Here is a 25012-nt window from a genome sequence, read left to right on the forward strand (position 1 = left end):
GTTAGGCTGGGGCCGTCATCCGCGCAGCGAGGAGAGACGGCGATGGACGCGACCGACGGGCGGCCCTGGACCCACAGCTACGCGCCCGGGGTGCCGGCCGAGGTCGGCGAACCGGACGGCTCGCTGGTCGACCTGCTCACCGACGCGGCCGGCCGGTTCGGGCCCCGGGTGGCGCTCGACTTCTACGGCGCCACCACCACCTTCACCGAACTCGCCGGGCAGGTGGCCCGCGCCGCCGAGGCGCTGCGCCGACTCGGCGTACGACCGGGCGACCGGGTGGCGCTGGTGCTGCCGAACTGCCCGCAGCACGTGGTCGCGTTCTACGCGGTGCTGCGCCTGGGCGCGGTGGTCGTCGAGCACAACCCGCTCTACACCGCCGACGAGCTGGACCGGCAGCTCACCGACCACGGCGCCGGCGTCGCGATCGTGTGGGACAAGGTCGCGCCGCTGGTGGCGGGACGCGGCGCCGTGCGTACCGTGGTCTCGGTCGACCTGACCGCGGCGCTGCCCCGGCTGAAGCGGTGGGCGCTGCGGCTGCCGCTGCCGAAGGTCCGCGCCGCCCGCGCGGCCATGACCGGCCCCGCGCCCGGCGCGCGGGCCTGGGCGGAGCTGGTCGCCGCCGTCGCACCGTTGCCCGCCACGCATCCCGGCCCGGGCGTCGACGACGTCGCGCTGCTCCAGTACACCGGCGGCACCACCGGCGTGCCCAAGGGCGCCGTGCTCACCCACCGCAACCTGCGGGCCAACGCCGCGCAGGGCCGGGCCTGGGTGCCCGGCCTGCGTGACGGCGCGGAGACCGTGTACGCGGTGCTGCCGCTGTTCCACGCCTACGGCCTGACGCTCTGCCTCACGTTCGCCGTCGGCATCGGGGCGACCCTGGTGCTGTTCCCCCGCTTCGACGCCGACCAGGTGCTCGACGCCGCCCGCCGCCGCCCGCCGACGTTCCTGCCCGCCGTGCCGCCGGTCTACGCGCGGCTGGCCACCGCCGCCCGCGAGCGCGGCGTCGGCCTCACCTCGATCCGGTACGCCATCTCCGGCGCGATGGCGTTGCCGCCGGCCACCGTGGAGCTGTGGGAGTCGGTGACCGGCGGGCTGCTGGTCGAGGGGTACGGCATGACCGAGACGTCCCCGATCACGCTGGGCAACCCGGTCGCGTCGACCCGCCGGCCCGGCACGGTCGGGGTGCCGTTCCCGTCCACCGACGTGCGCATCGTCGACCCCGAGGACCCGGGCCGCGACCGGGCCGCGGGCGAGGCCGGTGAGCTGCTGGTACGCGGACCGCAGGTGTTCTCCGGCTACTGGAACCGGCCCGAGGAGACGGCGAAGGTGCTGCTGCCCGGCGGTTGGCTGCGCACCGGCGACATCGTCACCATGGACGCCGACGGCTTCGTGACCGTGGTCGACCGGATCAAGGAACTCATCATCACCGGCGGCTTCAACGTCTACCCGTCCGAGGTGGAGGACGCGCTGCGCCGCGTCCCCGGCGTCCGCGAGGCCGCCGCCGTGGGTATGCCCACCGCCGACGGCGAGGAGGTCGTCGCGGCGGTGGTGCTCGACGCCGCGGTGGCCGGCACGCCGGAGGCGATCCGCGCGGCCTGCCGCGCTCACCTGGCCGGCTACAAGGTGCCCCGCCGGATCGTGGTGGTCGACGACCTGCCCCGCTCGCAGATCGGCAAGGTGCTGCGCCGCGAGGTCCGCGACCGGCTCCTCGCCGACGGCTGACGTTCTGCCCAGCGCGAAGTCGTCCACCGCGACCGGTCCGGGCGGGCCACACTCGGGGGATGACGGCTTCCGGACCCGACGCGGCACAGAGCCGGCTCACGGCGCTCTACGCGGCGTTCAACGAGCGCGACGTGCCGACCCTGCTGGCGTCCATGACCCCGGACGTCTCCTGGCCCAACGGTTGGGAGGGTGGTGTCCTCCGGGGCCGGGCCGAGGTGGGCGACTACTGGCGGCGGCAGTGGGCCGAACTCGACCCGTCGGTGACGCCGACCGCGTTCGTCGTGGAACCCGACGGCCGCGTCGCCGTGTCGGTGCGTCAGGTGGTGCGGGACCGGGCCGGCGTCGAGCTGGCGGACCACACCGTCACGCACGTCTACCGTCTCGTCGACGGCCTGGTGGCCGAGATGGAGATCCGCGCGCGGCCCTGACCCGCCCGTCACCGATGTCACTTCGGGAAGACCTGACGACGAGCCGTTTGGCGCGTGGACCCCGCGGGTAGCCGACGGTCCATGATGGATTCACGGGGCAAGGCGGTCGGGCGTTACCTCCTGCGGCTCGTCGGCGGGGTGTCGGTGATCATCGGTCTGCTCATGGCGCTCGGCAGTCTCGCCGACGGCAATCTGGTCGGGATCGTGCTCAGCGCCGTGCTCGTCGGCGGCGGGGTGTTCGCGCTCAAGCGTTCGGGCGGTCCCCGCGACACCGCGACCGCCGCGCCGGTCACCGGCCAGCGCGCGCACTGACCCGGCCGCCCACCGGCCGGGCGGGTCGGTCGGCCGCGTCCCGCGCCCGGTGTCGGTGCCGGCGCCTAGGCTGAGGGAATGGTCGACCGGCGTCAGGTGATGAGCTTCCGCGTACGGGCCCAGCAGCTCGACCGCGCCGAGGGCACACCCGCCGACACCGCCGTGCTCGACCTCGGCGTGCAGGACACCGGCCCGGACGGCGCCCGGTGGGCACTGGCCCTGCGCGGGGTCGACGGGTCGGCGCTCTCCGACGACGACCTGGTCCTGCTGTGGACCGTGCGCGGTGCGCCCCACCTCTACCGCCGCGCCGACGTCGGGCGGGTGGCCGCCGCGGTCGAGCCGTTCTCCGACGCCGACGCCGGCAAGCGCATCTACGACGCCGCCAAGCCGTTGCGGGCGGCCGGCATCGGCATCGTCGCCGCGCTCGACGAGGTGGCCGGGCGGATGCGCGCGATCGTCACCGAGCCGACGGTCAAGGGCGACGTCTCGGGCCGCCTCGCCGAGTTGCTGCCCGAGCCCTACCTGCGGTTCTGCCGGCCGTGCCAGGCCACCCACCTCTTCGAGATGCCGTTCCGCCTGGCCGCCGTGCGGGCCGGGCTGGAGCTGACGCCCGGCACGTCGCCACCGGTGCTGCGCCGCATCCCGGCGTTCCGGCGGGCGGCCACCGCCGGTGACCGGTTCGACCTGATCCGCGCCTACCTCCGGCTGCTCGGCCCGGCCACGCCGAAGCACGTGGCCGACTACCTCGACGCCCCGGTCCGGGACGTGCGGGCACGCTGGCCGCAGGACGCCGTCGAGGTGCCGGTCGACGGCGAGACGCGCTGGCTCCTGGCCGGGGACGAGACGATGCCGGCGTCGACCGGGAGCGCGGTGACCCGGCTGCTCGGCCCGTACGACCTGTTCCTCCAGGCGAAGGACCGGGCGACGCTGGTGCCGGACCCGGCCCGGGCCAGGGAGTTGTGGCCGGTGCTGGGCCGCCCCGGCGCGGTCCTGGTCGACGGTGACCTGGTCGGCACGTGGCGCCCCCGCAAGTCCGGCGCGAAACTGACAGTCGCCGTGCAGCCGTGGCAGAAGCTCCCCGACAGCCGCCGCCGGGCGGTCGTCGAACAGGCCGAACGCCTCGCCGCGCACCGCTCGGCCGCGCTCGCCGGGGTCGAGTTCGCCGACTGACCGGAGCAGGGCGTACGTCGTCAGGCGAAGCACTCGATCGTGGCGGGCACCAGGCCGTGCCGGCGTACGACGTCGGTGAGCCGGCGCAGCAGCGGACGCAGCGCGCCCCGGTGCGCCGGCTCGGCGGTCACGTCCAGGCACCATGCCACCCCGCCGCCGACGCGGCGCAGGTCCCAGTGGAAGGTGGTGTCGCCGACGCGCAGCCGCCCGGTGCCGACGACCCCGGGGCCCGTGCCGGCGTCCAGCCGCAGGGCAGTCCGGAGGCCGGCCAGGCGCCCGGTGTCGAGTCCACCGGCGAACAGCACCCGCCACACGGGCGGTCCGCCGCCGAGCCGCAGCGGTGCCGCGGTCGCCAGCGGCACGTCGTCCCGGAAGTGCCCGCGCAGCATGTCCTCGCCCGGCAGCGCCCCGCCGCCCGACCGCAGGTACGCCTCCTCGGCGCCGACGCGGGTGACCGCCCGCAGCCGGGCGCGGACGTCGGGGTCCGCGCGGACCGCGCGGGCGAACGCGGCGGAACTCCACCAGCCGCCGTCCGCCGGTGTCCAGCCGGCGGTACGCAGGCGCGTCGCCGAGAGGTCGTCGGCCAGCACGAACTCCTCGACCAGCAGCCCGAGTGGCGGGTCCGGCGCACCGGCCGGGCACAGCAGGTAGTAGTCGAGCGTGGACGTGACGGCGGACGACGTCGCCGGTGCGGCAGTCACTCCGGCACGGTACCGCCGTCACCGGTGGGCGAAGACGAACCCGCCCTCGACACCCGGGGCCGGCTGGTGCGTCAGCTCGGCCTCGACGGTGAACCCGGCGACGGGCGTCCATGCGCCGCGGGGTAACCGGTTGCGGGCGCGCGCCGGGTCATCCAGGCTGCCGGGCATGCCGATGCACGAGGGAGAACTCACGGTCACGCCGGAGACGGTCCGCGCCCTGGTGGACGCGCAGTTCCCCGCGTGGCGGCGGCTGCCGGTCCGGCACCTGCCGTCGGAGGGCACGGTCAACACCATCTTCCGGCTGGGCGACCGGTTGACCGCCCGGTTCCCTCGGCAACGGCAGGAGCCGGAGGCGGCGCGACGCTGGCTGGCACGCGAGGCGGACGCGGCCCGCGAGTTGCTGGGGCGCACCCGGTTCCCCACCCCGGAGCCGGTCGCGCTCGGCGAACCGGGCGCCGGCTATCCGCTGCCGTGGTCGGTGCAGACCTGGCTGCCCGGCGTGGTGGCGACCGTCGACGATCCGGGCGACTCGTACGCCTTCGCCGATGACCTCGCCGAGTTCGTCACCGGCGTGTGGGCCATCGACACCGGCGGACGCACGTTCGGCGGTCCGGGCCGCGGCGGCGTCCTGCCCGCCCACGACGAGTGGATGGAGACCTGCCTGCGCCACAGCGAGGCGCTGCTGGACGTGCCGCTGCTGCGCCGGTTCTGGGCGGCGATGCGGGAGCTGCCCCGGGGTGGGGAGCCGGACCGGATGAGCCACACCGACCTGATCCCGGGAAACGTGCTCGTCCGCGACGGCCGGCTGGCCGGGGTCCTCGACGTGGGTGGGTTGGGCCCGGCCGATCCCGCGCTCGACCTCGTCGGCGGCTGGCACCTGCTGGAAGCCGGGCCCCGCTCGGCGTTGCGTGCGCGGCTCGGCTGCGACGACCTGGCCTGGGAACGTGGTCGGGCCTGGGCGTTCGCGCAGGCGATGGGCCTGGTCTGGTACTACCGGGAGTCCAACCCGGTGATGAGCCGCCTCGGCCGGCGCACGTTGGAGCGGATCACGGCCGGCCCGCCGCCGGGGTGACCCGGGCCCAGGATGGTCGCCACACCGGGTCGGGCGGCGGCGTCAGGGCCGCGAGGTGGTCGACGATCCCCCGCAGACCCGGGTGCGGGTTCGTCGTGGGCAGCATCAGCGAGATCGGGTACGCGAGCGTCGGGTTCCGGATCGGGATGCGGCGCAGGTCGTGGCCGGCCGGCCACAGGTAGCGGTCGCGCGCGCCGACCAGGGTGGCCACGTCGGCGGTGTCGGCAAGCGTGTCGAGGAGCACCTCGTTGCCGAAGTTCGGGCCGGCCGCGTCGATGCGGAGGTCGAAGGCGGTGGCGAGCTGGTCGTAGAACTCCGACCATTCGCTGTGCGGCACGATGCCGGGCACCCAGATGCGGAGCCCACGCAGGTGGGCCGGGGTCAGGGTACGGGCGGCGGCGAGCGGGTGCCGGGGACCGACGAGCAGTTCCAGCGGCGAGTCGAACGCGTGGACCATCCGGACGCCGGCCGGCAGCGTGGCCGGGTCGGTGACGGTGCGGAACGCGGCGTCGAGGTCGCCGGCCTGGACGGCGGCGGCCACCCGGTGCGGGTCGTCGACCCGGACCGTGACCACGTCCAGGCGGGTGCCGGGATGTGTGCGCCAGTAGTCGTGCAGGACGACGGCCTGCGCGCTGCGCAGGCCGAGCACGTCGACGCGGACGGCCCGGGAGCCGGGCCGCAGCGCGGCGACGGCCCGGTCGGCGTTCGCCACGATGCCGCGGGCGTGCGGGAGGAACGCCCGGCCGTCGAGGGTCAGGTCGACGCCGCGGGCGGTACGGGTGAACAGGCGGACCGCCAGCTCGCGTTCCAGCGCGGCGACCCGTTTGGAGACGGCCTGCTGGGTGACGCCCAGCTCGTCGGCGGCGTGCTGCAACTGCCCGACGTCGGCCGCCCGGACGAACGATCGCACTGCCTCGGTGTCCACCGGCTCAGCCTATGGTCGTCCAACCGGTGGTTGTGGCTCGCCGGAGGGCGGTTGTTTGATCACGCGGGCCGGCGGCCGGTCTGATGCGGCGGTGGCACGGGATCAGGACTTCAACCGGCTGTGGTCGGCGTACGCGGTCAGCACGTACGGCACGTGGCTCGCGTTCGGCGCGTTCCCGTTGCTCGCGGTGCGGGAGCTGGACGCGTCCCCGTTCGCGGTGTCGTTGCTGGAGGCCGCGGGTCTCGCGGTGGCGGCGGTGGTGGCGCTGCCGCTCGGGCCGTGGGTGGAGCACCGGCCGAAGCGCCGGGTGATGATCGGGACGGATCTGGTCCGGTTCGCCGCGATGACGAGCGTGCCGGTCGCGCACGGCCTCGGGGTGTTGACCTTCGGGCACCTGCTGGTCGTCGCGGTGGTCTGCGGGAGCGCGGGGATCGCGTTCACGGCCGCGTCCGGCGCGTACCTGAAGCAGCTCGTGCCCGCCGACCGGCTGCTGGTCGCGAACGGGCGGTTGGAGGGCACGGGCTGGGTGGCGACGGCGGCCGGCCCACCGCTGGGCGGCGCGCTGGTCGGGTTGCTCGGCCCGGTCGTCACCGTCGCCGCCGACGCGTTGAGCTACCTGTTGTCGGCGCTCGCGGTCCGGCGCATCCGGGGCGGTGAGGTGGTGGCGGCCCCGGTCGCGGCGGCACGCGGCGCGGATCTGCTCGGCGGGTGGCGGGTCATCCGCCACGACCGGATCCTGCGGCGGCTGTTCCTCAACTCGGTGCTGGTCGGCGGTCTGATCACGGCCACCGTCCCGTTGCTGGCCGTGCTCCTGCTCGGCGAGTACGCCGTCCCGGCCTGGCAGTACGGTCTCGCGTTCGGCGTGCCGGCGCTGGGCGGCTTCGTGGGTGCGCGCCTCTCCGCCCGCCTGGTACGGCGGTACGGCGGGCAGCGGGTGCTGGCCGTCAGCGGTTGGCTGCGGTCGGTCTTCCCGCTCGGGCTGGCGTTCACCCGACCCGGCATCGGCGGGCTCGTCACCGTGATCGTGGTCGAGGGCCTGCTGATCATGGCGATGGGCGTGTTCAACCCGATCTACGCCACCGAACGGCTGCGGCGGACCCCCACGGACCACGCCGCCCGGGTGCTCAGCGCGTGGAGCGTCGGCAGCCGGCTCACGTCTGCCACGTTGACGGCGGTCTGGGGAGGTCTCGCCACGCTCACCGGCCCGCTCACCGCGATCACCGTCTCCGGCGTCCTGCTGCTCGGCACCCCGCTGCTGCTGCCGGGCGGGATCTCCGTCCGGGCCCGGCTCAGGAGGCGGCGGCGGGCTTCCGGGTGGGGTCGCCCGGGGTGGCGGCGTCGGTGGGACGGCGGGTGAGGACCTGCGGGCCGGACTCGGTGACGGCGACGGTGTGTTCGGAGTGGGCGGTGCGGGAACCGTCGGCGGAGCGGATCGTCCAGCCGTCGTCGTCGACCCTGATCTTGTCGGTGGTGCGGCAGAGCCAGGGCTCGATGGCGATGGCGAGTCCGGGGGTGAGCTTCATGCCGCGGCGGGCACGTCCGCTGTTGGCCACGTGCGGGGCCTCGTGCATGGTGCGGCCGATGCCGTGGCCGCCGAACTCGCCGTTGACGCCGTAACCGTAGGCGTGGGCGACCTCGCCGATCGCGGCGGAGACGTCGCCGAGGCGACCGCCGGGCCGGGCGGCGGCGATGCCGGCCTCCAGCGCGACCTCGGTGGCCTCGATCAGCTTCAGGTCGGCCGGGTCGGGGGTGCCGACGACGAACGAGAGCGCGGAGTCGGCGACCCAGCCGTCGATGCCGACCGCCATGTCGATGCTGAGCAGGTCGCCGTCGCGCAGGACGTAGTCGTGCGGCAGGCCGTGCAGCACCGCGTCGTTGACCGACAGGCACAGCACGTTGCGGAACGGGCCACGGCCGAACGACGGGGCGTAGTCCCAGTAGCAGGACTCGGCGCCGCGCTCGGCGATCCGGCGGCGGGCGTGGTGCTCGATGTCCATCAGGTTGACGCCGACCGCGGCCACGCCCTTCAGCTCGGCGAGCAACTCGCCGACGAACTGGCCGGTCACCGCCATCCGGCCGATCTCCTCGGCGGACTTGAGCTCGATCACGACACCCTCCCTCTCCCGGTCCGGTATTTTTATACCACGCCCGCCCGGGGCGTCCCGACGGGATATCCTGCTGCCATGGTTCGCCAGCCACTCACCGCCGAACAGATCGCCGCGGGCCGACGCCTCGGCGTCGCCCTGCGATCCGCGCGAGCCGGCCGCAGTCTCGTCGAGGTGGCCCTGGCGGCCGGCATCTCCCCGGAGACGCTCCGCAAGATCGAGGCGGGTCGCCTGCCCGCTCCGGCGTTCGGCACCGTGGTCTGCCTCAGCCAGGCCCTCGACGTCCCCCTCGCCGAGCTGGCCGACACCTGGCTCGCCGACATGCCCGTCCGCCAGGCCTCCTGATCACCCACCCGCGCCAGCAACGGTTCATCCACGCCGGTCAGTCGTCGCCGCCCCCGCCACCCGAGTCGAAGCTCGCGGCGTCGCCGTAGACGGCGTTCTCCACGATGGCTGCCGAGTGCCGGTCGGGCACGCCCCGGCCCCGCTCGAAGACGTCGCGACCGGGCCGCGGCGAAGCGCGGCGGAGCGCGGCGGAGCGCGGCGGAGCGCGGCGGAGCGCGGCGGAGCGCGGCGGAGCGCGGCGGAGCGCGGCGGAGCGCGGCGGAGCGCGCGCATGGCCTGCCGTGCCGCGACCGCCCGCTCCTGGACCGTCGGCGGCCGACGACGGCGGCGGCGCTCCGAAACGGCGACCAGGCGTCCTGACGGCGGGCCACACGCATCGGTCAGGGCCGGCGGCTCACCCGGCGGCGACCGCCGCGACGGCGGCGTGCGGCCGGCGGGTGGCGTCGCCGGGCCGGTGCAGACGCTCCACCTCGGCGAAGCCGGCTCGGGCCAGCCGCTCGGCGAACACGTCGACGGGCCACCGGTAGGCGGTGAGCACCTTGTGGTCGAACGCGGCGACCTCGTCACCGACGAAGATCCCGAGCACCACCGTCGCGCCCGGCGCGGTCACCCGCCGGAACTCGGCGAGCGCACCGTCGAGCTGCCCGGGCGGCAGGTGGATGATCGAGCCCCAGGCCAGGATGCCGGCGACGCGGTGGTCGGCGACCGGGAGATCCGCCAACGACCCGCGCAGGTAGCGACCGGTCGGATAGGTGGCCCGCGCGTGGGCGATGAACTCGCCGACGATGTCGAGGCCGGTCGCGTCGGCGCCGTGGGCGCGGAGGAAGTCCGTGAGGTGGCCGGGCCCGCAGCCCAGGTCGAGCACCGGGCCGGGCCGGTCGGTCAGGTGTCGCCGGATGAACGCGAGGTCGTCGGCGTGCACCTGCCGGCTCGTGCCGAACAGCGCGATGTAGCGGTCCACGACGGACGCGTACGCCCGGCGGACCTGTTCCGTCGTCATGCGCCGACCCTACGGCCGGCCACGTCGGGACGGCTCCCGGCCCGGCGTGGCCCGGTCGACGCCAGGAGGAGATGGTGCGGGTCACCCGGGTGCGGCACCCGCCGGACCGGCCGGTCGGCGGGACCGGGATGCCGGCGCGGGCCCGGACCGGGCCGGTTCCGCGGTGGCCTCGCGTGTCGTACCGACCGGTTAGCCTGCCGTCATGGCGAGCCCGGAGCTGGATGAGTTGATCGTCGCGGACGCCGACGCGCTGCGCGCGTGGTTGTCGGCCCACCACGCCACCTCACCGGGCGTCTGGCTCGCGCTGGCCCGCAAGGGCGGCACGGTCACCACGCTTACCTGGCAGCAGGCGGTCGACGAGGCGCTGTGCTTCGGCTGGATCGACGGGCAGGCCCGCAAGCGCGACCAGGAGTCGTCCTGGATCCGGTTCACCCCGCGCCGGCCCCGCAGCGCCTGGTCCCGGCGCAACGTCGCCCATGTGGCCCGGTTGGAGGCGGCGGGGCGGATGCAGCCCGCCGGCCGGGCCGCGGTGGAGGCCGCGAAGGCGGACGGGCGCTGGTCGGCCGCATACGCCCCGCCCTCGGAGGCCGAGGTGCCGGCCGACCTGCTCGCCGCCATCGACGCCGACCCCGCCGCCCGGGCCATGTTCGACGTCCTCACCAGCACCAACCGGTTCGCGCTCATCCACCGCCTCAACGCCGTCAAACGGGCGGAGACCCGGGAGCGGAAGATCGGCGAGTTCGTCGCCATGCTGGCCCGCCACGAGACGCCCCACCCGCAGAAGGCCAAGCCCCCGGCCACCGGGTGACGAACGGTCAGCACGCTTCGAGGGCGAAGAAGACGAAGCAGAGGAAGGACGTCCGGCACTGACCCCCCGATCGCGACGAGCCCGATCGGCCGGGACGGGCCGCCGCCCGTGACGCGGCGTGACCTGTCAGCCCGCCCGCGAGGTCACGTCGTCGGCTCCGGCTCCGGCTCCGGCTCCGGCTCCGGCTCCGGCTCCGGCTAGATGCTGGGCGAGCCGGGCGTAGCCGTCCCCACCGTGGCCCGCCGCGACCACCCGGTCGATGATGCGGTGGACGGCCTCCAGCGGGGCGGCGTCGATCCCGTGCGTGGCGGCGGCGGCCCGCACGTGCGACAGCGCGGAGGCCGCCGACGCGACACTGGAGACCTCGGCCGGAAACTCACCGGCGGCAAGTTGACCGGCGAACCGGTCGGTGAGGTCGGGCAGCAGGCCGCCGATCCCCTTGGCGAAGCGGGCGAACGCGGCCGGCGCGATGCCCTCGGCGATGGCCAGGGCGAAGGCGTGCGCGAGCCCACCGACGGACATGGCGAACAGGTCGAGCAGCGCCGTCTCGTACGCCGCCGCGCTGCCGACGTCGTCGCCGAGATGGATGCCGGTGCCGCCGAACGCGTCGAGCAGGGCTCGATTCCGCTGGTACAGCGCGTGCCGGCCGCTGTAAAGGATCGTCGCGGCAGGTGTGCCGATCGTGGGCGCCGGGGTCAGGATGGCACCGTCCAGGTAGTCGATGCCGCGCCGTGCGGCGAGATCCGCCATCGCGCGTGCCTCCGCGGCGTGCCCGCTGCTCAGGTTGACCAGAGTGCCTCGGGGCCGGTCGGTGAGGTCGGACGTGCTCGCGCGGACCGCGTCATAGTTGATCATGCAGGCGATGGTGACCGTGGCCGCCCGCACCGCGTCGCCCACCGAGGGCGCGAGCACGGCCCCCCGCGCCACGAGCGGGTCGGCCCGGTCCGGCGTGCGGTTCCACACCACGGTCGGGTGCCCGGCGGCGAGTGCGGCGGTGGCGAGTGCCCGGCCCATCGGACCGAGCCCCAGGACGGCGACGGTGGACTGCTGTTCGGCGGAGATGTCGTGGTCTGTCACAGCAGCGACGGTAAACCTTCACGTTGACGTGAAGGTCAAGTCCTGTTTGACTCCGGACATGCGGATCAGCGAACTGGCCCGGCAGACCGGCACCACCCCCCGCGCCCTGCGCTACTACGAGGAACAGGGACTGTTGCGGCCCGCCCGGCGCGCAAGCGGTTACCGGGACTACGACGGGCAGGCCGTACGCGTCGTGCGGCACATCCAACTGCTGCTCTCCGCCGGCCTGGGCACCACCGCGATCGCCGAGATCCTGCCCTGCATCCCCGACGACCGGACCGTGCTGGCGCCCACCTGCCCGGAACTCCTCGACGCCCTGGCCGAGGAACGCACCCGGATCACCGGGTCCATCGAGAGGCTCACGGCGGCGCGCACCATCCTGGACCGCCTCATCCAGGGCACGCCCGACCCTCACTGACCACGCCGCCGGTCACGTCGTTCCGGGTACGCGACGGGTCACCCCCGTTCCGTCGGCCGCTCGGCGGACGGCGGGGCGCCACCCGGTCACGGATGACGCCCCGGGGAACGGACGGGGGCAGGAACAGCCGGCTCAGGCGTCGGCGGCGACCGCCAGGTTGAACCGGTCGAGTGCTTCCTTCTTTTCCGGCGAGAGGTCGTCGATGTTGATCGGCTCGTCAGCGTTCGTGTCGCCATGCAGGTTGTCGCCCGCCACCAGGGCACGGACGATGGCGTCCGCCTGGTCGGTCGTGAAACCCGCGGCGGTCAGGATGTGCATCGGAAGCTCAGACATGCTTCCGGGGATACCCCGCGCTCCGCATCTTCTATCCGCACCGGCGGCGTTTCCGGCGCCATCGCCCCGGGGTGGGTCTGCGCGCAGCGTTGAAGGCTCGTCTGGAACAGGCTGGTCACTCGAACAACCGACCGACGAGCGCACCCTGGCCGGATTGCAGGACGTGCGCCGCCCGTAACGGGATCCAGAAGCACTCGAACCGGGTGGGCTCCCGCTCGCCGTCGTGCTCCTCCCGGCTCGCCCAGCGCTCGGGCGTCGCCTCGTGCAGCGTCAGCTCGAAGACGTGCCGACGCTGGATCTCGAAGCGAAGCGGGCTGATGTCGTACTCGATCACCCCCAGCTCGCGCACGACGGTGAAGTCCCTCAGCCCGGTCTCCTCCCGGGCCTCCCGTAGCGCGGCGTCCGCCGGGTCCTCGCCCGGGCGGACGCTGCCGCCCGGCACCTGGATGCCCACCTCCTCGTCGCTGAAATCGGTGTGCCGGAAGACGAGCAACCGCCCCTCCCGCACCACGTAGCAGAGAACCTTGGTGGCCATCACCTTCTCGGACACGATGCCGACCTCCTCTCGTTCCCGATGCGCCCGCCGCGGGACGCGGCGCCGGCCAAGGCGATCACACCACTCGCCAGATGCGTACCCTCGGCCGTTCGTGACGCAGGTGCCCCAGCTTGTGTTGGCGCACCTGCTCGTCCCACACCGCCTGGTCGTAGTCCGGGTCCGGCGGGATCCACCGGTGCGACCCGTCGCTGTAGTGGAACTTCTCGTCCCCGGCCCGCAACACGCTCACCGCAGCCATCCCAGGAACCGCCGGTGCAACGCCCCCGCCGGCGCCCAGCCCAGATCCGCCGTCGCGCGCACCAACTGCGCCCCCAGGTACAACGCCAACGAGATTGACGCGCCCTCGTACTCGGCCCGCAGCTCTCGCCGCCGCGCCGCGCACGGCCACGGCGCGTCGCACCCACCGCACGTCCAGACCGGCAGCACCGGCCCGTGCGCGCTCACGCCCGCGCCGGCGACCGCCGGCCAATCCCCCACGCCGCCTTCCCCCCGGGGTACGGAGTCAGCCGCGCGCAATGCGCCGCCGACATCGCGTCGATGGGCCATCCCAGTCGGTCGCCCTCCGGTCACGACCGTTCCCCCGGCAGCTCGACCGGGTTCGACTTCGCCGGGAACGGTCCTCTCGACAGTCGCCCGGCCTGATCCAGCAGGCGGCGGCGCGCCGCCGCCTGCTCGCGTTCCTGGATGGTCGTGCCGATACCGCGTATCTCAGGCCCCTCTCGACGTAGCAGTCTGCGAAGCAGATCGAAGATGTTCGTCTCCACCGCGTCTCCATGGCGTTCGGGCAGGCGGATTCCGGGCAGGTGCCGCCACTGGGTGAGGAAGACGTCCCGCTACCGTCCGCATGGTTGCTGACCGGAGCCGAACGGTAACGGGCCGCCAACCGCAAAGCTAGTGCACTAGCTTTGCGGCGACAAGTGCGCCACGCAACTTGGCACACCAGGTTCTCTGTGATCGACTGGGCGGGCTGACCGGAGGTACCACCGACATGCCGACGTCGCCCGCCTATCTGACGATCGCCGCCGACCTACGCGCCGCCATCGTGTCCGGAGAGCTTCCCGCCGGAGCCAAGCTGCCGTCGGAGTCCGGGCTCATGCGCCAGTACGACGTGAGCCGCACCGTCGCCAAATGGGCCATCGCCGTCCTCAAAGGCGAGGGCATCGTGGAGGGTCGCGCCGGGTCCGGCGTGTACGTCAGGGACACCACACGGTTGGTCCGCCACGCCCAGGCACGCGACCTCCGCACCGGCGACGGCCCTACCTCACCGTTCGCCCGCGACAGTGCCCGCGCCGGTCAGCAGGGCACCTGGGAGCACGAGAGCCACCACGACCGGGCCGACGAGCGGATCGCCGCGCGGCTCGGCATCGAACCGGGGACGCCGGTGATGCGAACGGCATACCGCTTCCTCGCCGACGGCGAACCGATACAGCTCTCCACGTCGTACGAGCCGCTTGCTCTCACCGGAGGCACGCCGGTGGAGTGGCCGGAGGGCGGCAGTGCGCTGGGCGTGGTCGCTCGCATGGATGCCATCGGCGTCCGGGTGGACGAGGTGGTGGAACGGGTGAGCCTGCGGGCCGCGTCGGCCGAGGAGGTCGACTCGCTCAACCTGCCGGCCCGCACCTTCGTGCACACCATCGAACGGACCTACACGGCGGGCGGCAGACCGGTGGAGACGGCTGACATCGTGTTGCCGGGCGGTCGTTACGACCTCGTCTACCGAATGCCCATCGACTGACGCCCGGCAGCTCTCCCCGATCTGACTCGCGCAGTCCGACAACGGAGGTTTCTCGGACGGCCCTGCTGACATCACCCGCTCAGAACCAGCTCTCCCGCATGTCCAGTGTGGTGCGGTCCAGGCTCTCCAGCAGGTCGAACTGGGCCGCCACCTTCGGCAGCTCCCACCGGTAGAAATACCGCGCCGCCGCCCGCTTCCCGGCGAAGAACTCCCCCTCCGGCGAACCCAGCGCCTCCACCGCCAGCACCTGCTCCAGCCACATCCAGGCGATCACCACGTGCCCCACCGCCTCCAGATAGACCGAGGCGTTCGCCAGCGCCAGCTCCGGGTCACCTGTCGCCCACAACCGTCGCGTCACCACCGCGATCCGGTCCACCGCCGTCTGGAGCCGACCGGCCAGGTCGGCGGTGGGTCCGTCCGCCTTCCAGGCCCGGGTCACCGTGGCGCGCATGGTCTCCAGCAGCAGTTCCAGCGCCGCGCCGTCGCGCATGGTGACCTTGCGGCCGAGCAGGTCGAGCGCCTGGATGCCGTGCGTGCCCTCGTGGATGGCGTTGAGCCGGTTGTCCCGCCAGTGCTGCTCGACGTCGTAGTCGCGGGTGTAGCCGTACCCGCCGTGCACCTGGATGGCCAGGTCGTTGGCGGCCAGGCACCACTGGGCCGGCCAGCTCTTGGCGATCGGGGTGAGCAGTTCCAGCAGCAGGTGCGCCCGCTCGCGGTCGGCCCCGTCGGGCGCGGTCTTCTCCTCGTCGAGCAGCCGTCCGCAGTAGAGGACCAGCGCGAGCGCGCCCTCCACGTAGCTCTTCTGGGCCAGCAGCATCCGGCGTACGTCCGGATGGGCGACGATCGGCACCTGCGGCGCGGTGGGGTCCTTGTCGGCGACCGGCCGGCCCTGCGGCCGTTGCCGGGCGTACGCGACGGACTTCAGGTAGCCGGTGTAGCCGAGCGCGGTGGCGCCGGCCCCGATGCCGATGCGCGCCTCGTTCATCATGTGGAACATCAGCGCCAGCCCTCGGTGCGGCTGCCCGACCAGGTAGCCGACCGCTCCGGCCCGCCCGTACGGGCGGTGCACCCCTTCGCCGAAGTTGAGCAGCGTGTTGGTGGTGCCCCGGTAGCCGAGCTTGTGGTTGAGCCCGACCAGCACCACGTCGTTGCGCGGGCCGGGCGTGCCGTCGTCGGCGAGCAGCACCTTCGGCACGATGAACAGCGACAGGCCCTTCACGCCGGGCGGCCCGCCGGGAATGCGGGCGAGCACCAGGTGGACGATGTTCTCGGCCAGTTCGTGGTCCCCGGCGGAGATCCACATCTTGGTGCCGGTCAGCCGGTAGGTGCCGTCGTCCTGCGGCTCGGCCCGGGTGGTCAGGTCGGCCAGCGAGCTGCCGGCCTGCGGCTCGGACAGGCACATGGTGCCGAAGAACCGACCGGCGACCATCGGGCGGACCCAGGTGTCGACCTGTTCGGCGCTGCCGTGGGCGAGCAGCAGGTTGGCGTTGCCGAGCGTGAGGAACGGGTACGCCGAGGTGCCCACGTTGGCGGCCTGGAACCAGGCGAACGCGGCGGCGGCCACCGCGTGCGGGAGCTGCATGCCGCCGACCGACTCGTCCAGCGTGGCGGCGAACAGCCCGGTGTCGGCGAACGCGTCCAGCGCGGCCCTGACCTGCGGAATGGTGCGTACGCGTCCGCCGTCGACGGTGGGTTCGGCGGTGTCGGCGGCGCGGTTGTGCGGGGCGAACCGTTCGGCGGCGACCCGCGCGGCGAGGTCGAGCACCGCGTCGAACGTCTCGCGGGAGTGCTCGGCGTAGCGGGGCCGCTCGGTCAGCCGGGTCACGTCCAGCCAGTCGTGCAGCAGGAACGCCAGGTCACGGCGGGACAGCAGCAGGTCGGACGACGACAACGCGGACTCCTCCCGGTCGGCCGGCCTCAGCCGCGGCGCAGCCCGGCGACGGCCTCCCGCAGGTCATCCTGGCCGATCGGGGCCGGCGGCGCACCCTCCACCGCCTCGCGTCGCGGTGCCCGCCGAGTACGGGATGGGTCCTGGAAGCGTCGCGTCAGCCTGTCGTCAGCAGGCTGCGCGAGTCTTCTGGGCACCGGCCCGGTCGAAGGAACCGGGCCGGTGCTCGGACCCTCGGCGATTGGATCATCACTGGTGAAAAAGCCTCCCTCCATGGCGGCGGCCCTCTGCGTCACGGCCACCCTGACCACATGCGCACTGCTGGGCGCCTCCCCCGCCCTGGGCGCGGAGTCGGGATCGGACCTGCCGCCGGCCCTCGCCCCGCTGACCGCCCAGTACCAGACGGTCGCGTGCGATCCCGCAGGTCCCACCACGGGCGACGGGACGCTCGCCACCCAACTGAACTCGCGGCTGAACTCGGACATGCGGGGCTACCTGACGGCGTACCGCGTGTCCTGCGCGCGGGAGGTGGTCGAGGCGGTGCGGGCGCGAGGGCTGGCTTCGCGCGCGGCGGTCATCGCGATCACCACCGTGATCGTCGAGACCCACCTGCAGAACATCAGTGAGGAGGTGGACCACACCAGCCTCGGCCTGTTCCAGCAGCAGGAGTGGTGGGGCACCCGGGCCGAGCGGCTCAACCCGGCCTCGGCCACGAACGCCTTCCTCGACGCGATGGTGCGGAAGTATCCCAACGGCAGTTGGGCCAGCGCTCCGATCGGCGAGGTCTGCCAAGCGGTGCAGGTGTCGGCCTACCCCGACCGCTACCAGGTCCAGGCGCCGGACGCGCAGATCATCGTCGATGCGCTCTGGGATGCCGCCGGTCCCCGTACCGAGGACGTGCCGATCTCGGGTGACTGGAACGGCGACGGCATCGACACCGTCGGCGTCTTCCGACCCAGCAACTCCACCTTCTACCTCCGCGACACCAACAGCGGCGACGCCACCCGCATCTTCAAATTCGGCCACGGCCCCTCCGGCGACATCCCCGTCGCCGGCGACTGGAACAACGACGGCAAAGACTCCGTCGGCGTCTTCCGCCCCACCAACTCCACCTGGTACCTCACCAACGGCACCACCACCAACACCAACACCACCGACCACGAATTCATCTTCGGACACGGCCCCTCCGGCGACCAACCCATCGCCGGCGACTGGAACAACAACGGCTACGACTCCGTCGGCGTCTTCCGCCCCACCAACTCCACCTGGTACCTCACCAACGGCACCACCACCAACACCAACGACACCAACTACGAATTCAAATTCGGACACGGCCCCTCCGGCGACCAACCCATCGCCGGCGACTGGAACAACAACGGCTACGACTCCGTCGGCGTCTTCCGCCCCACCAACTCCACCTGGTACCTCACCAACGGCACCACCACCGCCACCAACACCACCGACCACGAATTCATCTTCGGACACGGCCCCTCCGGCGACATCGCCGTACCCGGCCAATGGAACACCAACGCCAACACCACCCCCGGAGTCCGCCGCCCCAGCAACAACACCGTCTACCTCCGCAACACCAACAGCGGCGGCCCCGTCGACACCCAATTCATCTACGGCATCTGACCACCACCACCACGGCGGGACCCGGACACCACCGGGTCCCGCCGCGGTGGCAGTGGGGTCAACCGGGCCTCGATCGCCTCGCACTCGCGCTCCCGGTCGGGAAGGAACGTCGTCCCGAGCAGGTCCCGGAGAGCCGCACAGTGCTGCCGGGCCGCCTCCGGCTCACCCCGGCGGATCGCCACCTTCGCCCGCACGATGAGGGCATCGCTGTGCAGTGCCCGGTAGGCGTTGCGGGAAGCGATGAGGACGGCGTCCTCCGCAGTCCGGCCGGCCTCCTCGGCGGCGCCTTCGAGCAGGGCGGCCTCGGCGAGACCGATGGCCGCCTGGCATTCGAAGTACTGGAAGCCCCGGTTCCGGCTGATCGCCAGGCTCTCGGTGAACCGGGCACGGGCGTCATCGACAGCGCGGCTTCCCAGCAGCGCGAAGCCCAGGGTGTTGAGGGTGGCCGCCTCGGCCCGCAGGTTGCGCAGTTTCCGGGCCAGCCGCACCGCCTCGGCGGCGTTGTGCACGGCCGACACCCACTCGTGCAACTGCCGGTCGAGCTGGCTCAGCTCATCGAGCACCGACAGCTCACGCAGCGTCGCCCCGCTACGACGGTAGTAGTCGAGTGCGGTCTCGAAGTGGGCGCGCGCGGGCTCGAAGTCTTCCATCTGTCGCAGGACCATCGCCAGGTTGTGCCGGTTGGCCATCGCCGACGGATTGCGCGCCGACCTCTCGTTCAACTGCTGAGCCGCCGTCAGGTACCCGGCCGCCTCGGCGAGCTGCCCCCGTTCGTGGCACAGCGTGCCCAGGTCGTTCAATGTCACCGCCCGAACGTGGTGGAACTCGGGGCCGTCCCCCAGTGTCAGGGCCCGCTGGTATAGCTCCTGCGCCTCGTCCGGGTGGCCCAGCTCGGCCTGCACGAGCCCGAGGTTGTGCGACAGGTACGCCTCGCCGACGAGCCAGCCGCTGCCGCGGGCGGCCTCGATGCCCCGTCGGTAGGCGTCGGCGGCCAGGTGATGCTTACCCGCCGCCCAGTGCGCCTGCCCGATGGTCTGATGCATGGCGGCCTGGGCCAGCACGTTGCCCGCAGCCTCCGCGGCGGCGAGCCCGGCCGACCCGGTCGCGAGCCAGGCGAGCACGTCTCCCGAGACGAAGAAGTAGCCACGGAGCTGGTCGGCCAGTTGCCAGGACCGTGCGCCGTGTCCGTCCGCCGCGGCGACCTCGACCGCGGCGAAGAGGTTCGACGCCTCCCGGCTGAGCCATCCCGTCGCGGCGTCGAGGTCGGGAAACGGGTTCTCGGCCGGGTCGACGTCGATCGGCAGCCGCACCATGTCGGCGTAGACCAGGTCCATCGCCGAGGCGGTGCGCGTCAGGTACCAGGTGTAGAGCCGGCCCAGGGCCGCGGCGCGGTCGACGGGCGTCTCGCGGGTCTCGCCGGCCCGCAGCGCGTAGAGGCGCAGCAGGTCGTGGTACCGGTAGCGGCCCGCACCGCCGGGCTGGAGCAGGTTCTCCGCGACAAGGCGCTCCAGCGCCGTCCGGACACCGCGCTGCTCCGTGCCGAGCAGCGCGGCGACCGCGGCGGCCGAGAAGTCCTCCCCGGGGATGAGCGCGGCGGTGTGGAAGACCTCGGCCGCCGCCGACGGCAGGGCGCGGCAGCTGATGGCGAAACTGCTCGTCACGGTACGGTCGCCGAGGCTGAATTGGGCGAGCCGCAGCCGCTCGTCGGTCAGGCCCTGGAGGACCTCGGCGACCGTACTCCCCGGTCGGCCCGCCAACCGGCCCGCCATCAGCCGCACCGCGATCGGCAACCGGCCGCACGCGTCGACCAGGGCCTCGGCCTCCCCGCGTTCGGTCTGGACCCGGGCCGCACCGAGCTTGATCCGCAGCAGGTCCAGCGCCTCGTCCGACGTGAACACCGGCAGGAGCGTCGTGGCGGCGCCGTCCAACTCCTCACACTGGTTACGGCTGGTGACCAGGACCGCGCTTCCGCCCGGACCGGGCAGCAGCAGGCGGATCTGGGCGGCGTTGTGCGCGTTGTCGAGCACGATCAGCACCCGTCGGTCGGCGAGCACGCTGCGGTAGAGCGCGGCGGCCTCGTCCTCGTCACCGGGGACGGCACGAGCCTCGACCCCGAGGGCCTTCAACAGTCGGGCGAGCCCGTACGCGACCGCTACCGGCCGGTCGTCGCCACCGCGGAGGTCGATGTAGAGCTGCCCGTCCGGGAAGTCCCGCCGGAGCCCCCAGGCCGCCTTCAGGGCGAGGCTGGTCTTGCCGACGCCGGCCATGCCGGAAATGACGCGGACGACAGGTGATCCGCGCTCCGGGTAGCGGAATGCGCGTTCGATCTCACGCAGCTCACCGGCACGTCCGCAGAAGTCCACCGGTGGCGCCGGCACCTGCTGCGGCGTGACGGCGCCACGGAGGTCCACCGGCGTACCCGCGCCTCGATCCCCCGGCCCACCGATCACGGCCTGCCGCGCCTCGATCAACTCGCGGCCGGGGTCGACGCCCAGTTCCTCGGCGAGCCGCTGGCGGACACTCTCGAAGGCTTCGATCGCGGCGGCCTGCTGCCCGGAGGCGGCGAGCGCGACGACCAGCCGCGCGTGCAACGACTCGTGCCACGGGAACCGCCCCGCCAGCCGGCGCAGAAGCGGAAGGACCTGCCGCTGCTGGTGCACCACCTCCCCGAGAGCCGCCAGGCGCACGGCCGCCTCCACGCGTTCCTCGGCCAGCGCGGTGATCAACGGATCACCGGCGAGTTCCGGCACGTCCTGGGCGGCGTCGTCGCCACGCCACATGTCCAACGCGTCGAGGAGCAGTTCGAAGGCGCGCCCGGGGGGCAGGGCCGGCGCGCCGGCGTCGAGAAGACGGGACCGGTAGGCCACCAGATCGAGTCGCTCGGGATCGGCCCGCAGTTGGTACCCGCCCGATCCGAGGATCACCGACGGCGCCCGGTCCGGGTGCGGTGTCGGCTCCAGCAGGCGACGGATCCGACTGATGTGGGTCTGCACCACGTTGGTCGCCGACGTCGGCGGCGTGTCTCCCCACAGAAGATGGATGAGCTCCGCGCGGCTCACGGGGCGACCGGGAGTCAGCGCGAGGCGTGCCAACACGACACGGTGCCGTCCGGCCCGGAGATCGGTGGGCTGACCGTCCCGGGTGACCAGCAGCGGTCCCAGCACCGAGATCCGGGCCGGGCCGGTCGCCTCGAGTCGTTCCCACTGCGGCGGCCGGACGAGCTGCTTCATCCGCGCGCGGTCCTCGTGGGGAAGCCCCAGAGCGTCCGCGAGCGCCTGGAGGGAACGTCCTCGCGGCCTCCCGCTACGACCCTGTTCGAGGTCACGAACCACACCGACGCTGACCCCGGCCCGATCTGCGAGATCGGCCTGGGTCAGGCCGCGGCCGACCCGGGCGCGCCGGAGTAGCTCGCTGAGGCCACCATGCCCGTCATCCATCGTCGACACTCCCCCGTACGCATGATCGTCGACCCGAGGGGCCGCCCCGCGGCACCCCCGGCGGCTGGCTCATCGACGGGTAGCCGGCGATCGATGCGCCGACGGCGTGACGACCTGACTCCTACCTCTGTGCGGAGAGATCGTAGTACGAGTTTCACTACAGGATCTGTCCCTCCAGTCGGGCGTCAGGAGCACTCCTCACACTCTGGGCAAGGCGAGCGGCAAGCACGCCAGAACAGACGAGGAGAACACATTGCAGTCATACGCTCGACGAAGCGGCTGGTGGGCCCGCCGGTCGCTGGTGCCGGTGGCGGTGCTGGCCGCGGCCCTGGCCTCGACGCCGACTGTGGCGTCCGCGACGCCCGACAACTCCGCGGTGGACGCGGCCGGGCTGGCGGTCACCGCCGTCCCGGGCGACCCGGCGCTGCCCGAATACCCGGGCCTGGCGCCACGGGCGGGAGCGTTCGCCGCGGTGAGCACCACGCCGATACCCTGCGGTGACAACGGTTCCGACAAGGGCATGCAGCGATCGGATGCGGTCAACCGGGCACGTAGCTGGCTGAGCGTGGGTGGTGTCCCCTACAGCCAGAACCGCTGCTACGAGAACCAGTACGGCGACTACCGCACCGACTGCTCGGGGTTCGTGGCGATGGCATGGGGGCTCGGCGGCTCGGGGAGCTCGTTCTGGACCGGGAACCTGGACAGCCGGTCGCACCCGATCGCACGCGGTGATCTCGCCCCGGGCGATGCGCTGCTCCGGCACACCGGGGATCCCAGCGAGAACCACGTCGCCCTGTTCGTGAAGTGGAGCGACTCCGCGCACACCGCTCCGGTGGTGATCGAGCAGACGGGCAGCTCGGGCACGATCGAACGGACCTGGACCTCCGGCTACGCCGGCCTGTACACCCCGGTCCGCTACGACAACATCCTTGAGGACGTGTCCCCGGAGGACGTGCCGATCTCGGGTGACTGGAACGGCGACGGCATCGACACCGTCGGCGTCTTCCGACCCAGCAACTCCACCTTCTACCTCCGCGACACCAACAGCGGCGACGCCACCCGCATCTTCAAATTCGGCCACGGCCCCTCCGGCGACATCCCCGTCGCCGGCGACTGGAACAACGACGGCAAAGACTCCGTCGGCGTCTTCCGCCCCACCAACTCCACCTGGTACCTCACCAACGGCACCACCACCAACACCAACACCACCGACCACGAATTCATCTTCGGACACGGCCCCTCCGGCGACCAACCCATCGCCGGCGACTGGAACAACAACGGCTACGACTCCGTCGGCGTCTTCCGCCCCACCAACTCCACCTGGTACCTCACCAACGGCACCACCACCAACACCAACGACACCAACTACGAATTCAAATTCGGACACGGCCCCTCCGGCGACCAACCCATCGCCGGCGACTGGAACAACAACGGCTACGACTCCGTCGGCGTCTTCCGCCCCACCAACTCCACCTGGTACCTCACCAACGGCACCACCACCGCCACCAACACCACCGACCACGAATTCATCTTCGGACACGGCCCCTCCGGCGACATCGCCGTACCCGGCCAATGGAACACCAACACCAACACCACCCCCGGAGTCCGCCGCCCCAGCAACAACACCGTCTACCTCCGCAACACCAACAGCGGCGGCCCCGTCGACACCCAATTCATCTACGGCATCTGACCACCACCACCACGGCGGGACCCGGACACCACCGGGTCCCGCCGCGGTGGCGCGCCCGGTCGCAGTCGCGGCGGGCCGGTCGGAAGCGGCAGGGCCGGCCTCAGCCGCGGCGCAGCCCGGCGACGGCCTCCCGCAGGTCATCCTGGCCGATCGGGGCCGGCGGCGCACCCTCCGCGGCCTCCCGTAGCGCCTTGGCGAGTTGCACCCGACGCAGTGCCTCGCGCAGGTCCGCGCCGGTGAGCCCGGCCGTGTCGGCGGCCAGCGCGGCCGGGTCGAGGTCGTCGGCGAACATCCGGAAGCCGGGCTGCTCGTGCCGGTCGATCAGCTCGCGGATCATCTTGGTGAGGATCTCCGCGCGACCGGTGTCGTCCGGCGCCGGGATGGCGATCTTCAGGTCGAAGCGGCCGGAGCGGATCAGTGAGGCGTCGACGCGCTGCGGGAAGTTGGTGGTGGCCACCACGATGACGTCCGGGTTCTCCTCGAACAGCGTGTTCATCTCCTGCTTGAAGATGCCGGCGACGGCGTTGACCGCCTGGCTGGCCGCGTCGCCGCCGGCGCCCGCGTAGCTGATGATCGAGTCGAACTCGTCGAAGAGCATCACGGTGGGCCGGCGGTAGCGGCGGGCGTCGCGGAAGATGCGCTTGATGTTGCGCTCGGAGCCGCCGAGGTACTTGTCCAGGATCTCCGGCGTGCGGATCTCCACGAAGTCCGCGCCGACCTCGTTGGCCAGCGCCCGGGCCAGCATGGTCTTGCCGGTGCCCGGCGGGCCGTACATCAGGATGCCCTGCGGCCGGCGCGCGCCCCAGCGGGCCATCGCCGCCGGGTGCCGGAACGACACCGCCACCTCGCGGAACCGGGCGACCACGTCGGTCAGGCCGCCGACCTGGTCGAGCGTCACCGTCGTGCTGCGCGGCGCGGCCACCGTGGCGCTGCGGGGCGCGGCCACCGTGACCGGCCGCCGCCCCACCCGGTACGTCCGTCCGCGCAGCACCGTCGGCTCCAGGCTGTCGCCGGTCAGTTCGCGGACGGCCTGGAGCAGCAGGCCGAGCACCACGCGCAGGTGCTCCGGTCCCACCTCGGCGCTGGGCACGTCGACGCGGATGCGTACCGTGCCGTTGTCCTGCTCGACGCGCGGGCGCACGCCGGCGGACTCGGCGGCGCGCAGCACGGCCCGGCCGGCCGGGTCGCGCGGCGGCGTGGCCAGCGCGGTGCCGGCCGGTCGCAGCCCGAGCCGGCGGGTCGCCTCGGCGGCCACCCGACCCACCGCGGCGGCCGGGCCGTCGCCGCCGCGCGCGGCGAGCCGCTCGGCCAGCAGCAGGCCGACCGGGCCGGCCAGCCCGAGGGCGAGCAGGCCGGCCGGCGCGGCCTCCACCCGCAGGTACGCCTCGAAACGGTGCACCGGCCGCTCGTCGACGGCGTCGACGCGCAGGGTGCAGCGGACCTCCCGCACCGGGGCGGGGAAGTCGGCGCCGGCCAGCAGCTCCACCGGCCCGTCCTGGGCGGCGGCGAGCAGCCCGGCCGGGTCGACGATGCGCACCTCGGCGCCGAGCAGCGGCACCGTCTCCTCGTCCGGCCGCACGTCGTACCCGGTCATGGGTCCTCTTCCCTCGCGGCGATGTCTGCCACGAGTCTGGCACCGGCCGGGCCGGGCGGCC

Annotated in this window: 26 protein-coding genes and 1 pseudogene; 12 read left to right on the forward strand and 15 right to left on the reverse strand. The window is 73.1% G+C overall.

What is annotated here, in order from left to right; translation table 11 throughout:
* The first annotated feature begins 42 nt into the window (after nt 1-42).
* From VKK44_RS15580 to VKK44_RS15595, 4 genes are all read left to right on the forward strand, one after another.
* Nucleotides 43-1722 carry a long-chain-fatty-acid--CoA ligase gene (locus VKK44_RS15580; protein WP_343441810.1) on the forward strand — a complete coding sequence of 560 codons (1680 nt, stop codon included), beginning with the start codon at nt 43-45 and terminating at the stop codon, nt 1720-1722.
* Between the two features lie 59 nt (nt 1723-1781).
* Nucleotides 1782-2150, forward strand: coding sequence for a nuclear transport factor 2 family protein (locus VKK44_RS15585; RefSeq protein ID WP_343441811.1), 369 nt, complete (start codon nt 1782-1784; stop codon nt 2148-2150).
* An 81-nt stretch (nt 2151-2231) separates the two neighbouring features.
* Nucleotides 2232-2462, forward strand: coding sequence for a hypothetical protein (locus VKK44_RS15590; protein WP_343441812.1), 231 nt, complete (start codon nt 2232-2234; stop codon nt 2460-2462).
* Nucleotides 2463-2540: 78 nt separating this feature from the next.
* A complete protein-coding gene (locus VKK44_RS15595) occupies nt 2541-3632 on the forward strand; it encodes a winged helix DNA-binding domain-containing protein (RefSeq protein WP_343441813.1) in 1092 nt (363 codons plus the stop codon).
* A 20-nt stretch (nt 3633-3652) separates the two neighbouring features.
* Here the strand turns inward: VKK44_RS15595 and VKK44_RS15600 are convergent, their stop codons facing one another.
* Both VKK44_RS15600 and VKK44_RS15605 read right to left on the reverse strand, forming a co-directional pair.
* A complete protein-coding gene (locus VKK44_RS15600; protein WP_343441814.1) occupies nt 3653-4333 on the reverse strand; it encodes a hypothetical protein in 681 nt (226 codons plus the stop codon).
* Between the two features lie 18 nt (nt 4334-4351).
* The gene (locus VKK44_RS15605) at nt 4352-4501 is read right to left on the reverse strand and encodes a hypothetical protein (protein ID WP_343441815.1); all 150 of its coding nucleotides are present in this window, start codon (nt 4499-4501) and stop codon (nt 4352-4354) included.
* On the opposite strand from VKK44_RS15605, the gene VKK44_RS15610 reads away from it, so the two are divergent.
* The gene (locus VKK44_RS15610; protein WP_343441816.1) at nt 4500-5405 is read left to right on the forward strand and encodes an aminoglycoside phosphotransferase family protein; all 906 of its coding nucleotides are present in this window, start codon (nt 4500-4502) and stop codon (nt 5403-5405) included. The genes VKK44_RS15605 and VKK44_RS15610 overlap by 2 nt on opposite strands.
* Here VKK44_RS15610 and VKK44_RS15615 read toward each other — a convergent pair.
* Nucleotides 5380-6330, reverse strand: a complete 951-nt coding sequence (locus tag VKK44_RS15615) for a LysR family transcriptional regulator (RefSeq protein ID WP_343441817.1) — start codon at nt 6328-6330, stop codon at nt 5380-5382. The genes VKK44_RS15610 and VKK44_RS15615 overlap by 26 nt on opposite strands.
* A 91-nt stretch (nt 6331-6421) precedes the next feature.
* Here VKK44_RS15615 and VKK44_RS15620 point away from each other — a divergent pair, with 91 nt between their 5' ends.
* Nucleotides 6422-7687, forward strand: coding sequence for an MFS transporter (locus VKK44_RS15620; RefSeq protein WP_343441818.1), 1266 nt, complete (start codon nt 6422-6424; stop codon nt 7685-7687).
* On the opposite strand, the gene map is transcribed toward VKK44_RS15620, so the two are convergent.
* Nucleotides 7620-8438 carry a type I methionyl aminopeptidase gene (gene map / locus VKK44_RS15625; RefSeq protein WP_343441819.1) on the reverse strand — a complete coding sequence of 273 codons (819 nt, stop codon included), beginning with the start codon at nt 8436-8438 and terminating at the stop codon, nt 7620-7622. The two genes, VKK44_RS15620 and map, sit on opposite strands and share 68 nt — an antisense overlap.
* Before the next feature lie 75 nt (nt 8439-8513).
* On the opposite strand from map, the gene VKK44_RS15630 reads away from it, so the two are divergent.
* The gene (locus VKK44_RS15630; protein WP_343441820.1) at nt 8514-8780 is read left to right on the forward strand and encodes a helix-turn-helix domain-containing protein; all 267 of its coding nucleotides are present in this window, start codon (nt 8514-8516) and stop codon (nt 8778-8780) included.
* A gap of 394 nt (nt 8781-9174) precedes the next feature.
* On the opposite strand, the gene VKK44_RS15635 is transcribed toward VKK44_RS15630, so the two are convergent.
* The gene (locus VKK44_RS15635) at nt 9175-9780 is read right to left on the reverse strand and encodes a class I SAM-dependent methyltransferase (RefSeq protein ID WP_343441821.1); all 606 of its coding nucleotides are present in this window, start codon (nt 9778-9780) and stop codon (nt 9175-9177) included.
* A gap of 202 nt (nt 9781-9982) precedes the next feature.
* On the opposite strand from VKK44_RS15635, the gene VKK44_RS15640 reads away from it, so the two are divergent.
* On the forward strand, nt 9983-10588 hold the full coding sequence (locus VKK44_RS15640) for a YdeI/OmpD-associated family protein (RefSeq protein ID WP_343441822.1): 606 nt from the start codon (nt 9983-9985) through the stop codon (nt 10586-10588).
* A gap of 126 nt (nt 10589-10714) precedes the next feature.
* Here the strand turns inward: VKK44_RS15640 and VKK44_RS15645 are convergent, their stop codons facing one another.
* Complete coding sequence (locus VKK44_RS15645) at nt 10715-11665, reverse strand: NAD(P)-dependent oxidoreductase (RefSeq protein ID WP_343441823.1); 951 nt, start codon at nt 11663-11665, stop codon at nt 10715-10717.
* A gap of 58 nt (nt 11666-11723) precedes the next feature.
* On the opposite strand from VKK44_RS15645, the gene VKK44_RS15650 reads away from it, so the two are divergent.
* Nucleotides 11724-12083 (forward strand): MerR family transcriptional regulator, encoded by a 360-nt coding sequence (locus tag VKK44_RS15650; RefSeq protein ID WP_343441824.1) that lies wholly within the window; start codon nt 11724-11726, stop codon nt 12081-12083.
* Between the two features lie 132 nt (nt 12084-12215).
* Here VKK44_RS15650 and VKK44_RS15655 read toward each other — a convergent pair whose 3' ends face one another.
* The 5 genes from VKK44_RS15655 to VKK44_RS15675 all read right to left on the reverse strand — a co-directional run bounded on the left by VKK44_RS15655 (nt 12216) and on the right by VKK44_RS15675 (nt 13736).
* A complete protein-coding gene (locus VKK44_RS15655) occupies nt 12216-12416 on the reverse strand; it encodes a hypothetical protein (protein WP_343441825.1) in 201 nt (66 codons plus the stop codon).
* Nucleotides 12417-12531: 115 nt separating this feature from the next.
* On the reverse strand, nt 12532-12951 hold the full coding sequence (locus VKK44_RS15660; RefSeq protein ID WP_458351670.1) for an NUDIX hydrolase: 420 nt from the start codon (nt 12949-12951) through the stop codon (nt 12532-12534).
* Nucleotides 12952-13027: 76 nt separating this feature from the next.
* Entirely contained in the window at nt 13028-13201 is a 174-nt protein-coding gene (locus VKK44_RS15665; RefSeq protein WP_343441827.1) for a hypothetical protein, read from the reverse strand.
* On the reverse strand, nt 13198-13449 hold the full coding sequence (locus VKK44_RS15670) for a hypothetical protein (RefSeq protein ID WP_343441828.1): 252 nt from the start codon (nt 13447-13449) through the stop codon (nt 13198-13200). Before VKK44_RS15670 ends, VKK44_RS15665 begins: the two co-directional genes overlap by 4 nt.
* 89 nt (nt 13450-13538) lie before the next feature.
* Nucleotides 13539-13736 (reverse strand): hypothetical protein, encoded by a 198-nt coding sequence (locus tag VKK44_RS15675; protein WP_343441829.1) that lies wholly within the window; start codon nt 13734-13736, stop codon nt 13539-13541.
* Between the two features lie 224 nt (nt 13737-13960).
* Here VKK44_RS15675 and VKK44_RS15680 point away from each other — a divergent pair, with 224 nt between their 5' ends.
* Nucleotides 13961-14707: a GntR family transcriptional regulator gene (locus tag VKK44_RS15680; protein WP_343441830.1), complete on the forward strand. Its 747-nt coding sequence runs from the start codon at nt 13961-13963 to the stop codon at nt 14705-14707.
* Nucleotides 14708-14786: 79 nt separating this feature from the next.
* On the opposite strand, the gene VKK44_RS15685 is transcribed toward VKK44_RS15680, so the two are convergent.
* A complete protein-coding gene (locus VKK44_RS15685; protein ID WP_343441831.1) occupies nt 14787-16598 on the reverse strand; it encodes an acyl-CoA dehydrogenase in 1812 nt (603 codons plus the stop codon).
* A 270-nt stretch (nt 16599-16868) separates the two neighbouring features.
* Between VKK44_RS15685 and VKK44_RS15690 the strand changes: the two genes are divergently transcribed.
* Nucleotides 16869-18230, forward strand: a complete 1362-nt coding sequence (locus VKK44_RS15690) for an FG-GAP repeat domain-containing protein (RefSeq protein ID WP_343441832.1) — start codon at nt 16869-16871, stop codon at nt 18228-18230.
* Here VKK44_RS15690 and VKK44_RS15695 read toward each other — a convergent pair.
* Both VKK44_RS15695 and VKK44_RS30995 read right to left on the reverse strand, forming a co-directional pair.
* A complete protein-coding gene (locus VKK44_RS15695) occupies nt 18218-21460 on the reverse strand; it encodes an AfsR/SARP family transcriptional regulator (RefSeq protein ID WP_343441833.1) in 3243 nt (1080 codons plus the stop codon). The genes VKK44_RS15690 and VKK44_RS15695 overlap by 13 nt on opposite strands.
* Nucleotides 21461-21520: 60 nt before the next feature.
* Nucleotides 21521-21667: pseudogene (locus tag VKK44_RS30995) on the reverse strand (helix-turn-helix transcriptional regulator); the annotation flags it as partial.
* 253 nt (nt 21668-21920) lie between these two features.
* Between VKK44_RS30995 and VKK44_RS15700 the strand changes: the two are divergent.
* Nucleotides 21921-23357, forward strand: a complete 1437-nt coding sequence (locus VKK44_RS15700; protein WP_343441834.1) for an NlpC/P60 family protein — start codon at nt 21921-21923, stop codon at nt 23355-23357.
* Nucleotides 23358-23457: 100 nt separating this feature from the next.
* Here VKK44_RS15700 and VKK44_RS15705 read toward each other — a convergent pair whose 3' ends face one another.
* Nucleotides 23458-24951: an ATP-binding protein gene (locus VKK44_RS15705; protein ID WP_343441835.1), complete on the reverse strand. Its 1494-nt coding sequence runs from the start codon at nt 24949-24951 to the stop codon at nt 23458-23460.
* Between the last annotated feature and the right edge of the window lie 61 nt (nt 24952-25012).

Source organism: Micromonospora sp. DSM 45708, assembly GCF_039566955.1.
Classification (GTDB): domain Bacteria; phylum Actinomycetota; class Actinomycetes; order Mycobacteriales; family Micromonosporaceae; genus Micromonospora.